Source organism: Fictibacillus phosphorivorans (assembly GCF_007673525.1).
In the GTDB taxonomy this organism is placed as follows: domain Bacteria; phylum Bacillota; class Bacilli; order Bacillales; family Fictibacillaceae; genus Fictibacillus; species Fictibacillus phosphorivorans_C.
Genome location: NZ_VDZU01000001.1, coordinates 1976528 through 1991469, shown reverse-complemented (window position 1 = coordinate 1991469; position 14942 = coordinate 1976528). Strand labels below are relative to the sequence as shown.

Annotated in this window: 16 protein-coding genes; 5 read left to right on the top strand and 11 right to left on the bottom strand. The window is 37.3% G+C overall.

Annotated features, from left to right (window positions below; all coding sequences use genetic code 11):
• Positions 1–16: 16 nt before the first annotated feature.
• Positions 17–2194, bottom strand: a complete 2178-nt coding sequence (locus tag FS458_RS09905) for an FUSC family protein (protein WP_260858552.1) — start codon at positions 2192–2194, stop codon at positions 17–19.
• Between the two features lie 281 nt (positions 2195–2475).
• On the opposite strand from FS458_RS09905, the gene FS458_RS09900 reads away from it, so the two are divergent.
• Both FS458_RS09900 and FS458_RS09895 read left to right on the top strand, forming a co-directional pair.
• A complete protein-coding gene (locus FS458_RS09900) occupies positions 2476–3813 on the top strand; it encodes an FAD-binding oxidoreductase (RefSeq protein WP_144700135.1) in 1338 nt (445 codons plus the stop codon).
• A 154-nt stretch (positions 3814–3967) separates the two neighbouring features.
• The gene (locus tag FS458_RS09895; RefSeq protein ID WP_144700133.1) at positions 3968–4753 is read left to right on the top strand and encodes an aminoglycoside 6-adenylyltransferase; all 786 of its coding nucleotides are present in this window, start codon (positions 3968–3970) and stop codon (positions 4751–4753) included.
• Positions 4754–4807: 54 nt separating this feature from the next.
• Here the strand turns inward: FS458_RS09895 and FS458_RS09890 are convergent, their stop codons facing one another.
• Positions 4808–5434, bottom strand: a complete 627-nt coding sequence (locus FS458_RS09890) for a pyridoxamine 5'-phosphate oxidase family protein (RefSeq protein WP_260858551.1) — start codon at positions 5432–5434, stop codon at positions 4808–4810.
• Positions 5435–5449: 15 nt separating this feature from the next.
• Positions 5450–5740 (bottom strand): hypothetical protein, encoded by a 291-nt coding sequence (locus tag FS458_RS09885; protein ID WP_231607237.1) that lies wholly within the window; start codon positions 5738–5740, stop codon positions 5450–5452.
• A 251-nt stretch (positions 5741–5991) separates the two neighbouring features.
• Between FS458_RS09885 and FS458_RS09880 the strand changes: the two genes are divergently transcribed.
• Positions 5992–6312: a hypothetical protein gene (locus tag FS458_RS09880; protein ID WP_144700131.1), complete on the top strand. Its 321-nt coding sequence runs from the start codon at positions 5992–5994 to the stop codon at positions 6310–6312.
• A gap of 271 nt (positions 6313–6583) precedes the next feature.
• Here FS458_RS09880 and FS458_RS09875 read toward each other — a convergent pair whose 3' ends face one another.
• Complete coding sequence (locus FS458_RS09875; RefSeq protein ID WP_144700129.1) at positions 6584–7849, bottom strand: MDR family MFS transporter; 1266 nt, start codon at positions 7847–7849, stop codon at positions 6584–6586.
• 100 nt (positions 7850–7949) lie between these two features.
• On the opposite strand from FS458_RS09875, the gene FS458_RS09870 reads away from it, so the two are divergent.
• Positions 7950–9602, top strand: a complete 1653-nt coding sequence (locus tag FS458_RS09870; RefSeq protein ID WP_144700127.1) for an ABC transporter substrate-binding protein — start codon at positions 7950–7952, stop codon at positions 9600–9602.
• A 49-nt stretch (positions 9603–9651) separates the two neighbouring features.
• On the opposite strand, the gene FS458_RS09865 is transcribed toward FS458_RS09870, so the two are convergent.
• From FS458_RS09865 to FS458_RS20680, 5 genes are all read right to left on the bottom strand, one after another.
• Complete coding sequence (locus tag FS458_RS09865) at positions 9652–9957, bottom strand: hypothetical protein (RefSeq protein WP_144700125.1); 306 nt, start codon at positions 9955–9957, stop codon at positions 9652–9654.
• Complete coding sequence (locus tag FS458_RS09860; RefSeq protein WP_144700123.1) at positions 9942–10985, bottom strand: anti-sigma factor; 1044 nt, start codon at positions 10983–10985, stop codon at positions 9942–9944. Before FS458_RS09860 ends, FS458_RS09865 begins: the two co-directional genes overlap by 16 nt.
• Positions 10969–11475, bottom strand: a complete 507-nt coding sequence (locus FS458_RS09855; RefSeq protein ID WP_144700121.1) for a sigma-70 family RNA polymerase sigma factor — start codon at positions 11473–11475, stop codon at positions 10969–10971. The genes FS458_RS09860 and FS458_RS09855 overlap by 17 nt, the downstream gene beginning before the upstream one ends.
• 85 nt (positions 11476–11560) lie before the next feature.
• On the bottom strand, positions 11561–12040 hold the full coding sequence (locus FS458_RS09850) for a DUF5662 family protein (RefSeq protein ID WP_260858550.1): 480 nt from the start codon (positions 12038–12040) through the stop codon (positions 11561–11563).
• A gap of 13 nt (positions 12041–12053) precedes the next feature.
• Entirely contained in the window at positions 12054–12221 is a 168-nt protein-coding gene (locus FS458_RS20680) for a hypothetical protein (RefSeq protein ID WP_186320509.1), read from the bottom strand.
• A gap of 440 nt (positions 12222–12661) precedes the next feature.
• On the opposite strand from FS458_RS20680, the gene FS458_RS09845 reads away from it, so the two are divergent.
• Positions 12662–13573: an NAD(P)-dependent alcohol dehydrogenase gene (locus tag FS458_RS09845; protein ID WP_144699953.1), complete on the top strand. Its 912-nt coding sequence runs from the start codon at positions 12662–12664 to the stop codon at positions 13571–13573.
• A 46-nt stretch (positions 13574–13619) separates the two neighbouring features.
• On the opposite strand, the gene FS458_RS09840 is transcribed toward FS458_RS09845, so the two are convergent.
• Together FS458_RS09840 and FS458_RS09835 are read right to left on the bottom strand one after the other, a co-directional pair.
• Positions 13620–14522: an aminoglycoside phosphotransferase family protein gene (locus tag FS458_RS09840; protein ID WP_144699951.1), complete on the bottom strand. Its 903-nt coding sequence runs from the start codon at positions 14520–14522 to the stop codon at positions 13620–13622.
• The gene (locus FS458_RS09835; protein ID WP_144699949.1) at positions 14519–14926 is read right to left on the bottom strand and encodes a hypothetical protein; all 408 of its coding nucleotides are present in this window, start codon (positions 14924–14926) and stop codon (positions 14519–14521) included. Before FS458_RS09835 ends, FS458_RS09840 begins: the two co-directional genes overlap by 4 nt.
• Positions 14927–14942: the final 16 nt, after the last annotated feature.

The window sequence follows — 14942 nt, the reverse complement described above, 5'->3', positions numbered from 1 at the left end:
CACATCTAATCCCTCACTATTTCTTCTCTCTTACTCCTCCCAACTCACTTCCTAACTCCACAAGGGATTGATTGATTCGCCATACATAATAAAGGTGATGAATGAGATCACGTTGTGATTGTTTTCGGTTAGGAGCAAGACGTTCAAATTTCTCCCGTTCTTCTTCTAACGATTGTAGAACGTACTCCCCTTCATCCTCAGTAAGAAGGGCAGATAAGGAATCGATGTTGTTCTTTAGTTTTGTCTCAACCTGAATAAATCCATCAAGAAGTTCTTCCGGATAATCGAATCCTTTTCTGTAAGCAGAAGCAACCAGATGTTTTGCATAATAGTTGATGGCAGCTAACCTTGTCATCCAACTGACCATATCAGCATAGATCGGTGATCCCGGGCGTTGAAGAAAGGATTGCGCTTCATCCCTGATCGTCTGAAGTTTCGTATCCAGCTTAAACGCACTTTCTGACAGATCCTTAACGTTTACGTCCTCTCTAAACCCTCTCACATATTCGGCGACAAAAGGAGCGAGCTCTTCTAAGAATTCGTTAATCGATTCAGCTACCTTAACTTTTGTTTTCTTTGGAAAGATCAGATAAGAAACAGCTAAAGCAATCGATGCTCCTGCGATCGTATCCAGTACTCTAGATCCAATTAGTGAAAAAGTAATTCCACCTAATAGAAGGTCGTACATAAACGCAATAAGCATAGTAATAAACACACTCATTAACGTGTAGGAAACGGTCATTAAATAAAACGCTAGAAAAACAACAACAAAGAGAAAAATGACTTCCAAAACGGTTTGTCCGGAAAGAAGTTTAGCAAGAACAAAACCGATAACAGCTCCAATGATCGTGCCTAACGAACGCTGATATCCTTTCGTATAAATTCGTCCGATGGACTCTGTTCCAAGAAGAACGACAAAGGCGGTAAGAAGAACCCAATAGGGCTGTGCTGGTGAGATTACTAGACCAACTATAATAGATAGAATTCCTGCAACAAGTGCTTGATACGCTTTTTTAGTTGATGGCTTTAGCGTTTTGTCTTCAGATTTCGTATCTTCATACACAACTTTATCGACGATCTCTTCCTCTTTTTTATCCTCAGACTGAGAATAAAGAGATTGCTGTATCGTAACAGCACCTTCTATCACGTGATTAGCGATTGATTCAATTCGGCGGATAAGATAGATCCATCCTTGTGGAGGCTCTTCTCGTTCAAAAAGCTTCATGATTAACATTCGAAGTTGCTGAACCGATTTTTCAGCAGGGAGAATATTTTGATCTTTCACATGTGGAGCGAGTACTTCAGCATCACGAACAGCAACCGTCACAGCAATGAGTGATTGTTTGATCTCTTCAACATGTAGAGCATCTGCCGTTTTTAATCCGCGAACCGAGTCAACTAACGTTTCAATCAACATACCTGTATCAAACACGTATAGTCGAAGTTGGTTAGGCAAGAGACCTGGCCATATTTTCTTCACATCATTTCCGTTGATATAGCCAGAAACAATAAGGGCATAATCTCTTAGTTTGGCCACGTTTTTATCTAATTCTTTCTTCCGCTGAGCATTGGATTCCTTATCTTTCATGGCTTCGATCAAGAGGTTAAGCGTCAGGTTGCTCTGGATATGAAAAGAATGAATGCTTCTTTTTAAATTCTTTGCTGTATCTTGAAATAAGAAGAAATTAAGAATAAAGGCATAAGCTACACCTAGCCAGATTCCAACATAAAACCATGGTAACTGGTCACTGGATAATTTCAAAACAGAAGAAAAATACACCGTCATAAAGAAGATCATGAACAAGGAAAAATAGCGTGTACCAAATCTTGAGAAATAAAAACTGCTAAACACACTTAACACTAAAACAACATCTATGTAATAAGCATTATTGGCAACGAGGGAACCAACTGTAATGCCCATCATAGCTGATACTCCGAGCCATAACGTGGTTACTCTCATCTCTTGCTTTGTGTCATCCATTACCACCATGATACCCATCAGCCCAAGCATACCGGAAACTATTGCTGGTGTGATGCCTCCAGTGTGACCGGTGTACCGCATGATAAGAAGGGTAGTGAATACAGCAAGAATTAAACTAGCAGTAGCTCTTCCTGCTTTTTGCAAACGCACATATCCAGGGTCAGCTGCTACCATCTTAGCTAACCAATGGTGCTTGTTATATAATCGTTGCACGGTTCCCCTCCTTTTCTAAAACTATATTGGAAAATGATATCATGTGAGTGGTTTCTTAACCAAGTTAACTGCTTTTGTAAACCCTATACCGAAAACGGAATGATAGTTATAGCATTCCCTTATTCCTTACTTTTTTTAACTCACTAACCATACTTTTTCTAATACACTCCTTATAAGTGTTTTTCTGACTGAGCTCGGCTACATAAAAGGTTTTAACCGACTATGCATTTCCTGCATACATTTATATAACTACAAATATGTCTTTGTCGGGAGTGGAATTAATGGGATCTACAGAGTTAACAGGAAGAATAATCTTTAAAGGTGACCCTGGCTATGATGAAGCCGTTAGAAACTGGAACCCTTATGTCAACACATATCCTCTTGTATTCGTATTTGCACAAAATGCATGTGACGTCAGTAATGCAATAAAATGGGCTCGAGAGAACGATGTTCCATTAAGGGTCAGAAGCGGCCGTCATGCTCTAGACAAAGAGTTCAATGTTGTAAAGGGTGGAATCGTTATCGACACAGGTGACATGAATAAAGTGCACTTAGATAAGAAAAAGGGAATCGCTACTGTTCAACCTGGAATTAGGGTCGGACCTCTTGTAAAAGGTCTCGCGCGAGAAGGCTTTATGGCTGTCTTTGGCGATAGTCCGACCGTTGGAATCGGAGGCATTACAACTGGTGGGGGGTTCGGGTTACTCTCACGTACAATTGGTGTCATATCAGATAACCTTCTTGCATTAGAGACCGTAGATGCAAATGGCCGGATTCTAAAAGCCAGTCCAACTTGCAACGAAGACTTGTTTTGGGCCTCTAGAGGAGGCGGTGGCGGTACGTTTGGATACAATACCGAATATACGTTTAAAGTTCATCGTGCACCTGAAACAGCAACGGTCTTTAACATTATTTGGCCATGGGAACAGCTCGAAACAGTATTTGAAGCATGGCAGAATTTAATGCCGTTTGTAGATTCACGATTAGGCAGTTATATAGAGATCTACAGCAAAGTAAATGGATTATGTCAGGTAACCGGCCTTTTCCTAGGTTCAAGACCTGAATTAATTCAAATCATACAACCTTTACTTAATGCTGGGACACCTTCCGAAGTAGTCATTGAAACGCTCTTCTACCCAGACTGTATTGATTTCCTTGATCCACCTGAGCCACCTTATGCTGACCAAAACTTTAAATTCTCATCTTCTTGGGCGACTAATCTTTGGCCAGAAGAACCGATAAAGGTAATGAAACAATTTTTAGAAGAAGCACCTGGAACAGAATCCAATTTTTATTTTACCAACTGGGGCGGTGCGATCAGCAGAGTGCCAAAAGACAAGACAGCTTTCTATTGGCGTGATCCGTTATTTTACACAGAATGGAACGCAACATGGGTCGATAAATCTGAAGAAGCGAGTAGTCTTGCATCAGTCGAGTCTGTGCGTCAGCAGTTAAAACCTTATACGATAGGTTCTTATGTAAACGTCCCAGATGAAAACATTCCAAACTTCGGGAAAGCTTATTGGGCAACAAACTTTGCAAGGCTGCAAAGAGTAAAAACAAAATATGATCCTGAGAATGTATTTAACCATCCTCAGAGTGTCCCCCCACTTTATTAAGAATTAATATTTGCAATAGTTATCCGGTATTTCTATGATCGGATAACTATTGCTTTTTTTAGGGTTGATGTCGTAAGCTTTGTTGCATTTTCTGTTACAGGATTTTACAAATTATGTTAATATTAAAAAATATATAAATAATGCGAGGTGTCTTATGTATACTCCGACAGAAAGAGATACTTATTTTCAGCGTACGATCGATATGTTAAATGTGCTGCCTATGGTTGAAGGTGTTGTTCAATTAGGTTCTGGTGTAACGGGATACAAAGACGAATTCTCGGATATTGATCTAATGATAGCTACGTCAACTGAGGATGAAGTTATTGGAGTGAAAGATAATATTCAGCAATTTTACAAGGATTTGAATCCCGTTATCATTAAAGAGAAGCAGTTTTCAAAAAATATTTACCTATTGATTGTTATTCTAGAAAACTCGTTGGAATTCAATGTTTCAATTCTTCAAAGGAATTCATTAAGTGTAAGATCTCCGTTGTGGAGAATAGTTTTGGACAAAACAGGCTTAGTCTCTGAGAAGATGGGAAAAGAGGATCGCTCTTTTTCAAACAAACCCTTAAAGTATGCTACTTTCGAAGATCCTGTTTTCGAATTTGTTTATTGTTTCATAAGATTAGACAAAGAATTGAAACGCCATAATTTCGTATATGCACTAAAGATGCTAGAGTCCATGAGAGATTATACGTTAATCGTTCAGACATTAAATGAGGACAAAAAACTTCATCAGTTTAAAGCTTACGACTCGTTAAATAATGATTTTCTAAAGAAATACCTTTCAACTTATCCAAAAGATATAACGTGTGATAGTATGGTTGAATCCGCTTCTTTATTAAAAGAATTGTTTATACATACCGTAATGCAGAGTTCAATATACACACTAGATGATTCTTTACTTGAGTTGTTGAAACCGAAGAAAAACGTATAAACTTTCAAAAGCACTGCATGCAGTGCTTTTGAAAGTTTCCTATAAGACTACTAACTAGTAAAGCTTGTTCTTATAGCCTTCAATTAGGTCGTTTGCGATTCTTTCTTCAGTCATTTCAGGTAGGTTCACATGAGCGGCTAGAATCTTTGCCGCGTTCGGAAGAGATTCTTTCATTTCCCAACGTACTGGTTCCCAAAGTCCGGACCGTTTAAACGCTTTTCCACAGTGCATAAAGCATTGTTCAACATTAACTAGAATTCCTAGAAGTGGCGCTTTTCCCCCTACTTCCATTTTTTTGAGTACTTCTTCATCTTTTATAATCGCAGCTTTACCGTTAATCCGTAGCGTCTCACCCATTCCTGGTATTAGAAATAGTAAACCTACTTTCGGATTTGAGAGAATATTAAACATTGAATCTACACGCTTATTCCCTGGTCTGTCGGGAATCACGAGATGGTGATCATCTATCACATGTACAAAACCTGCAGCATCACCCCGAGGTGAACTATCACAGTTCCCTTCATGATCTGACGTAGCTAAAATTAAAAATGGTGAATGAGCGATAAAGTCTTTACAATGTTCATCTATTTTAGAAATAACTTTATTCTGCCCCCTAAGACTTGGAGTTCCGAGCATAAGCCTCAGTTCTTCTTGGCTGTTCACATAATCTAAAGTTTTCACTATCGTTTCATCCCCTTATTTTCTAAGAGCATCCGCTGCTAGATGTGCATCTGCTTTCTTGACGTAAATGTCATATTGCGTGTTATCAATTACTGGCCGTTCTCTATCACCAAATGCCTGCCCCGGAATTCTCACTTTATATGCCACACCATCAGCTTTAAGTTTGGCTATGACATTAAAATAGTTTTCCTGACCAAATGCAGTATAAATGAGATTCATGTTACGGTAACGATACTTATGAACAAAAGAACCAACAATGATTCCGCCCATCACGATTACGAGAAAAACCCATCCAAATACCGGCATGCTTCACAACACCCCTTTTAATTTTGAAATTGTTATGCAGCGTGAATGACTACACTTGCTGCAATATATCGTTTTCTCTACTCTGCTCATTAATTTAAGGAATTCAATTCATCTAAATTCAATAATAAGTTTATGGAAAAATTTAGTAAACGAGTGAAAATACCCCCATAAATGAATCATTCTCTCTTAATAGTGTATAGAGTACATAAAAAAGTAATGACAGAAGTATGAACACTGTTAGGAGGCAAAACATGGAGCCGTATGTAAAGGATGCTCTACTGGAATGGAAAGATGAGATTGAGCAACAAAAGAATGAAATAGATGAAGAGTACGAAAAAGTGAAAACAGAACTTCAACTTTATTCTTATAAATTCGGAATCACGAAACAAGTCATTCAATCAACCATCAACGAAGAAATGATCAAGAACATCAAGAAAACCTATCAACAACCTTTTGAGGAAAAGTACAATGATTTGAAGCAACAGCTGAAAAAGCTTGAAGAAAAACGCAGCGTTTTCAACATGTTTGTAGAAAAGATCGAGATCGCTTCTGTTAAAGAATCCAATTCATAAAAAATCGAAGCTTGGAATCGATTCCAAGCTTCATTTTCTTTTCTTCTTGCTGGTTTCAATCTCAAAGCGATTATCAAAGTGTGTCGAAAATCGGATAAATAATTTTATATACGGTATTAAATGGATTTACCTCGTATTTATTGTAATTTACCTCGTAATTATTTGTTATTACCTCGTAATTAATGATAGATGTACATACGGATCGAACAAAGATTAATTTTGTTCAATTGTGGTGGACATCATTTCGTTAACTTCCTATATTGAATTATGTTTATTTTACAACTTGAGCAACTACCTCGTTTTTTACAGCTTTTTCTGTGACCTTGTCTCTTAAAAAGAGTCCAGAATACATGAAAAACGCACCGATCATGATCACGACTCCCATATACACACTCATCATTACTGGTACTAAAAAAGCCCCTAAGATAATCGTCGAACGTGCTAACATGTCTGCTCCACTGAATGAGACATTTGCAAAAGCAGAGTATGATCCTCTCTTATCGCTAGGTATCATATTTGCTTTTTCAGCTTCTTTAATTGGAGAGTAGATTAACTCACCCATTGTAGCGATCACATTAAATAGAAGTAATATATACCAAGCGTTTGCTGACGTAACAGTCACGTAACCGATTCCGTATAACAACAACCCAATCAATAAAGCATTTTTCTTTGAAAAACGATCCATAACCCGGTTGATTAAGAACGTGAAACAAACAACCATCAACATGTTTTGGATGTTTAACATACTGAGCATCCGAACGCCAGTGATCTCAAAATTACCAATGTGGAAAGATACAAAGGTTTCAGCCAACCGAATCCCAATATAACTGTTCAGTGTAAATTCCGCTGAAAAGATGAAGGTTCCACCAATAACCACTTTCACGAATGCAGAATCTTTTAAAGCCACTTTATAGTTTTGAAACAAGTCGAGAAAAACATTTTCATGCGTTTTCTTCAAAAAGCCAGTGAACTCATCTCGTAACCATATTCCATAAGCAATGGGAATGCTGATTGAAGTAACGGTTAACAACACAAAAAGTTCAATCTGGTGACTCACATAAAGCAAACCACCCAAAGCAGCACCGATTGCCATAGACAAATTGATCATCCAATAATCAAGCGTATATACTTCTTTTCTGTTTTCAGGTGTCGTCGAATCCATAATGATCGCATGCATGGCAGGTCTGCCTAGACTGCTTGTAACAGTGAATCCTATATAAGCGAATGCAAAGAGCAGGATCCAATTTTGTTCAGGCAGCAAGCTAACGGTCATAAGTAAAAACATCACTGCGTTTAAGCAAGACGTTGTCATCAACACTTTCTTCCTGGGAAAACGATCCGAAATGTAACCACCGATTAAATTGACAACGAATCCGATGACTACTGTTAAAATTAAAAATGTACCTGCCCAAACTTTGCCCTTTTCAGTTGCAAAGAATAAGGCCATAAATGGCATGACGGCCGAAGAAACGGCACGATTAAAGAACGATGTAATCAACCGTACTTTAATATTTTGGGGGTATTCTCTCCATCCCATGTTGTCCCCTCCTTCTCTGTATTGTAATATTAAACTAGACTACAAATGATAAAAATAGACAATTTTAGAAAACATGTCTACTTTTAAATTGGAGGAGAACATGGATAACAAACTACTCATTCTATGGAGATACTTTCCATCAGGTCATATACGAACAGAAGAGATTGCCGAAGCACTTCAGATCAGCCAGAAACAAACTACAAGATACTTAAAAAAATGGAACGATGAAGGATGGTTAACTTTTATCCCAGGTCGAGGAAGAGGAAATGTTTCACGTCTTGAATGGATGAAGAATATCGAAGAAAACTTTGAAGATGAAGTTCTTCTCAAGTTGGATCATGAACCGGTTGAAATTAGCAGTAAATATTTGATGTATGATTGGTCGACGGATACGAAGATAAGATTGATGAACAAATTTCATACGCAATTTGGTTTTGTACAGAAAGCGAAAGACAAACTCGTCGTTCCAAAGCGCTTTCCGTTTAGAACCCTCCACCCATTAGATGCCGCAGACGCTCATAGCGCAAATATGGTATCGAATGTATTTAACCGACTCGTATCGTTAACCGACCAAGGAGAAATCCTACCTGAACTTGCTCACAGCTGGGATGTTTCATCTACGAAACTACGACTTTATTTAAGAAAAGACGTTTGCTTTCACGACGGATCTGTTTTAACAGCAACAGATGTAATCAACTGTTTAGAAAAGCTTCGATTTCATGAGCAAAACAGAGATTTATGGACACCGATCGATGAAATTGTTTCTAAAGTTCCACTCGTGGTCGATATTTTGTACTCTAGAGGCTGCAGCTATATACTTCCGTTGTTAAGCATGATGACATCGAGCATTTACAAAGAAAGCAAAGGGAGAATATATGGGACTGGAGCGTTCTTGGTCGAAGAAGACACTGATCAAAAAACAACGCTTGTTGCTTTTAAAGAACATTTCCAAGAGCGGCCTTTACTTGATGCAGTTGAGTTCGTAAAAGTTCCGAAAGACTTTCCAATCGTTTATCACTCCTCTATGGAACCAGATCATCATGAAACCTTTCAAGTAGAGAGTGATTCAGGCTTTGGTGTACTTATTATGAATGCGTACCGTAAAGAATCACAGATAGCTGATTTGGAAGTACGGCATTACATCCATCAAATTCTATCGGAGAATCGTCATAGAATACCAGAGTATGAGTCAAGAGCCATTCCTAATGACAACAGCTGTATGATTGGAAATCGCCTACCATATTCAATACCGAGAGCTAACCGGCCTGAATTCGCAGAACCTCTTATTATCAGGATAGCTGAGCATACAGAAGAAGTTTCAAGATGGCTGCTCGACACGTTTGCTCAATATGACATCCCAGTTAAAGTGATAAAAGTATCTTTTGAAGACGCTATTTTTAATAAACAGCTTACAGATCAGACAGACATGTTTATACATGGTGAAATTTTCGAGTTGAATCAAGATCTATCTTTCTATTTTTTCTTAACAAACGGGTTTGCCCCACTCCCTTTAATTTTAGGAAAAAATAGAAAATGGCAAAAACGCATCTCTCAATATGTTCACACGCCATTTGAAGAATGGACGAATCTGAATGTTGAAGTCGAAAAGGAACTTATTGATGAAGCCATTATGATTCCACTGTATTATCAAAAAAGGTATATTCCTTTTTCTACTGAATTAATGAACGTGAACATTAAACATTTCGGATATGTTGATTTTTCTAAACTTTGGTTACGCCCTACAATTGATTAGTAAAAGAAAAAAAGGATCTGACAATTCAGATCCTTTGCTTCACTGGAACTTATGGTTTAGCGTTAATGGTCCATGACAACCCGAACATTAAGCCAATAAATATAGGAATAAAAAGGCTTATGCCTATTCCCCACCAAGCAAACTGTTTGGAACGATTTTTCGTAAACAACCCTACTACTCCTAAGAAAACACCAAGGAAGGGTAAGTGGAACAGAATTAAGTCAGGAATATCCATCGTTTCTATTAATAGCCCAATGTTTAATACAGCTAGAGCGAGTAATCCAATTACAAAAGAAGTAAATCCTGTTAACGTCTGCAGCTTTCTTTTCCTTTTCTTTTTTATTTCCAGTTCCATAATTTAACCTCCCCTACTTTTACCGCGCGAACAATTTTCAACTGTTCTAATTTCCTTAACTCTGGAACAGGCCCTGTCACAACTGCTCCATAAACTTGAATGCCGTTGTCTTCCACATATTTACGCCTTTCATTTATTTCAAGAGATTTTATCTTTGATACAATCTCAGCAGTTTGTTCATTCTTTTCTAATAACTTTAATATATCGAGAAATACTTCCTCGTTCGTTTGATCTCCGTCAAAAGGTGACCAAGTTGTAGTATCAACCTGTGCAGGATAGCCGATTGGAGTGATCGGAATACCTTCTTTGTCCAGTTGCTTTGCTTCTAATCCTGTATCCACAGCTAACCAACGAATCTCCATCTCTTTCGGTAACACTTTTTCAATTTCATTAGGTTTCATTAATTGTGAAAATGAAAGATAAGCTTCTGCTACCGTACCGTCAGGAAGATTATTCAGCACATCTTCTGCTTCAGTTGTATTAAATGGAATCATTGCATCGGGATGATACACTTTCTGACCATCCTTCACTACATCAATTCCATAACCCATCGGAGGGAGCTGTTCTAAAAAAGATATTTTTTCAGGGAATTTTGGCTTATCTAATCCAAAATATACATCCACCTTCTCTGCTAGATAATCTTCACTACCAATACGCTTAAACGTATCAAAGGTCACATTCATAGAAAACAATCCGATTTCACTCTCAATCTCCATCTCTTCTAGACTCACATTAGGTTGTGTTACATAAATCGTCTTTCCTACTACATCAATCATCGCGTTAGCTTTACCACCAATACCGTAATACAAATAAGTGATTAAAGTCATGAGGGGTAGAATAAGTAGTAAGATCGCTAAGCTTATCATGACAGTAGCATTTCGAGCTGTATTCGACCCCACTCGAATGATTTCTCTTTGTTCTTCTTCAGAAAGAGAAGGTGAGGTATGAATATCATTTTTCGTTTTCATCATGTAAGCTTTATATAGATTTTCGTCATTATTTTGATCCTGTTTATGCTCGTCGCTCATCTAGGTTCATCCTTTCCTTAACGCGTTCTACTAGTTTTTTTCGACCTCTTGAAATATGACTTTTTAATGTGTTCAGCTTTATATTTAAAATCTCAGCTGCTTCTTGATAACTAAGTTCATTCAAATCGCACAACAGAACAGCCTGTTTTTCGATCTCTTTTAAACACTTTAAATCCTCCATTAATAATAAAAATGATTCCTTTTCTAACATCTTACTTTCCGGTGTATTTTCTCTCTTATCTACATTTTCTTTAATCTCATCAGTAAGAATCGTTTTTTTATTCTTTCTTTGATGATCTATAAATGCATGGTACGCAACTTTAAACAACCAAGCTTTAATGTTATTGATCTCATAGTCTGCCAAAGTTAAATATGCTCGGTAAAATGCTTCTTGCACCAAATCTTCAGCAATATGGTGATCCTTCGAAAGAGAATACAAATAGCGGTAAAGATCATTCATATAGTGTTCATAAACATCCTCTAGTTGCACAACCGCTCCCCCTTTCATATCAACCACGTTTTAACCATAGAAAAAGTTGCAATATTTTACAATTGTTTTTTTCAATAAAAAATACTCAGATCGATTTCTGAGCATTCACTAATTCCATCTGTTCAATTATTTGGGCACACTCTTTCCTTGTGCTCGGATGCAAAATGACTCGATCAGTCAGAAGATTGGCGATTAAACGATCCGATATGGTTGGTCCTGATCGTTTCCTTCCCCATCTTCTTGAGAAAGATTTGTAATCACAGATCATTTCAAGTACATACTTTCGGGGAATCGGCACCGCTTCTTTTTTAAGCTGATCGACCACCCAATAATTCCAATGATGTTTATTGTGATGTTGATGATGAAGCCAGGCATATTGCCATTCCTCTTCACTCGGCTTCTCATCTGAATAAAACTTCTTAGCATATGTAAAAAACTCAGCTGGATGAAACTTAGATAGATCATGTGTAAACGCTTGAATATAAAGTCCTAGCTTCCAGCATTCTATAAAAACATTCAATTTATGTTCAAAGATATAAAGTAGATACTTTCCGTATGCTGGCATAATTCTTCACCCACTAATTAAATATTTTACTTCCATAAAACAGAATCAGCGTAAAAATGATTACTTCAATGATTAATAGTCCAGTTCGTTTCAATGGTGTTCCTTTGTACTTCATTCTTTCAAACAGATATTGTATGAAAACAATAGCAATAGCCGTGTAAAAACTATCAAAAAGTGTCATATTCATCACCTATTTTTCAATAAAGTTCACCAGGAATACAAATACAAATATTGTAATAAATGTATATCGAGATCCTACAACTTTATTTTTTTCACCTAGGATTTTTTCGAATATCTCTACAAGTATTCGATATAATGTCCCACTTCCTAAAATGAAAAAGATAAAGTAAAAGGGCTCATCCCAAATACGTTCAAAATCAACAAATTGAATAATAGAAAAGAGTATAATAAGTCCACAGAGCTCTCCTATATTGTTCTTAGAACGTCTAAAGAAAAAATGTTTCAGTATATTCATAAGCTGTCCTCCATTATGTCTATAATCTATGCTTCCTATTTCATTCCTTAAAAAGGCTCATTTTACCTTCTGAAAATTTCAAACTTATCAATTTAGTTCAAGCAATGAACATAAGATGTATGAATACATGTATTAGGAGGTTTTCTATGAAGGCTGTATTGTGTACGAAGTATGGCTCCCCACAAGTGCTTATTCTTCAACAAGTCCCTAAACCTGCTCCAAAAGAAAACGACGTCCTTATTAAAATCCATGCTACAACTGTAACAACTGGGGATGTAAGGGTTCGGGGGTTTAACAGCCCCCTCTTATACTGGTTACCCATGCGTTTATTCTTAGGGATAAGAAGGCCACGAAAACCAATTTTAGGTGTTGAATTAGCAGGGGTTGTAGAAGAAGTCGGACAGCGGGTTTCTCGGTTTAAAAAGGGAGATCACGTGTATGCCATGACCGGAATGCGATTTGGCGCACATGCAGAGTATATATGCCTCCCTGAAGATGGAATAGTCGCACATAAACCACAAAATGTAACTTTTGAAGAAGCCGCTGCCATTCCCTTTGGAGGGACTACAGCGCTGCATTTTTTAAGAAAAGGAAAGATTGAAAGTGGACAGAATATTTTAATCTATGGAGCCTCTGGAGCAGTGGGATCAGCCGCTGTCCAACTTGCCAAGTTTTTTGATACTGAAGTAACAGCCGTATGCGGTCCTACCAATTTAGAACTGGTTAAATCATTAGGAGCTGATCATGTCGTAGATTATACAAAAGAGGATTATACAAAATCGGAAAAAAAATACGATATTATTTTTGACGCTGTAGGAAAAACATCAACGTCTAAGAGTCACAATGCATTAACTGCTAATGGTAAATTCGTAACAGTTGATGGGCAAGGTATTGCAAAAGAGCGTAAAGAGGATCTAGTATTCTTAAAAGAACGAATTGAATCAGGTCAAATGAAACCCGTCATCGATCGTTATTATATGCTAGACCAAATTTCAGAAGCTCATGAATATGTGGAAACTGGCCGTAAGAAAGGTAATGTTGTCATAAGAGTGGTTTGAAATCCAATCAAAAAACGCACTTCTAAATCTAGAGAAGTGCGTCTTTTTATATGTATTTCCTCACTAAGTGTTTGAAGACTTGAATGGTACTTAAAAAGCTTTCCTTCACATGACCATCTTCAATTGTCCAACAAGTAGCTAATACAGCATGTGAATAGGCTCTTAACAAAACTCGTTCTTTGTTCAAATTCAATACATCTACAAAAATATCAATTCGTTTTTCTGTTATCTCTTCCACTCCATGTTCAGGTAATTTATTCAGCAAATATTGAACAACCTCATATTCACGGTCTCCGATTAAACCCTTAGGATCGATCACCGTCCACGAATCTCCATTTGCTAGTATATTGTAGTGGTGAAGATCGCCATGAAGTAAATAGGGTTTGTCTATAGAACTGTTTAATTTTTTTGTAATGAATAAAGCCTTTTCTATGGTCGCTTTTGAAACAGGTTGATAACTGTTGTAATTTTGATAGATTCGTTTCAAAGTATATTCACGATCAAGAACAGTCGAAAGATTAGAATCAACTGGGGCAGGAATCATTAACTTCTTCATCACATTGGCAGCAATTAAAGTAGCCTTATCATCATCTTCTATTTCTGCTAATGTTTGTCCTGGCTGTATTCGTTCAAGGATCATAATTCTTCGTTCTCTATCAAATGCTAATACTTTAACAGTACTTTCACCTGACAAAAGCTTAAGTGAACGTAGCTCAGCTTCAAATTCTTTCAGATCAACCACAACTTTCAAAACTACCTCACTTCCATCACTTTTTGTGGCTGGAGCAACAAAATTATATGAAAGATTGAAAGGTTGTTTAATGTGTAATCCATACATCTCTTCGCAGTCAGCGATTAATCCTGCAAATTTATTCAGCCATTCACTAGCTTCGTCTCCATGAACACCTTTAAGCTGTTCAATAAATAAATCAGGAAGTTTGTAACTCATCCTATCTCTCCTTGAGTCATCTGTTCTTTTCTTTGAATGGTGTATTCGTGGTACAACAGCCTCATAGACTCTACTATTCTTTCATCAGACAAGGTGTTAGTATAACGATTCGGAATATCAGTGACTCCTAGAACATAGAGCAAGGGATGTTGATGAAATTCTCCTAAAATCCCTATATCCACTACTAAGTTTTCTAAACCTCCGCTCATGTGATTCAAAAGATGGTTTGGAATTCCATCAAGATGATCTCCAGGGCGAACTAGACCATTCATTACTGGCAACCACAATTGGGGTTGAACTTCGTACCCTTCAAATATCGTTTTCAAAACTTGAAGCACTTCACCAAGTTCTCCACGATTTTCAACATCTCGTGGATTAAAGGTTACATTTATGTGATTATACACTCTACTTAGCTCTCTA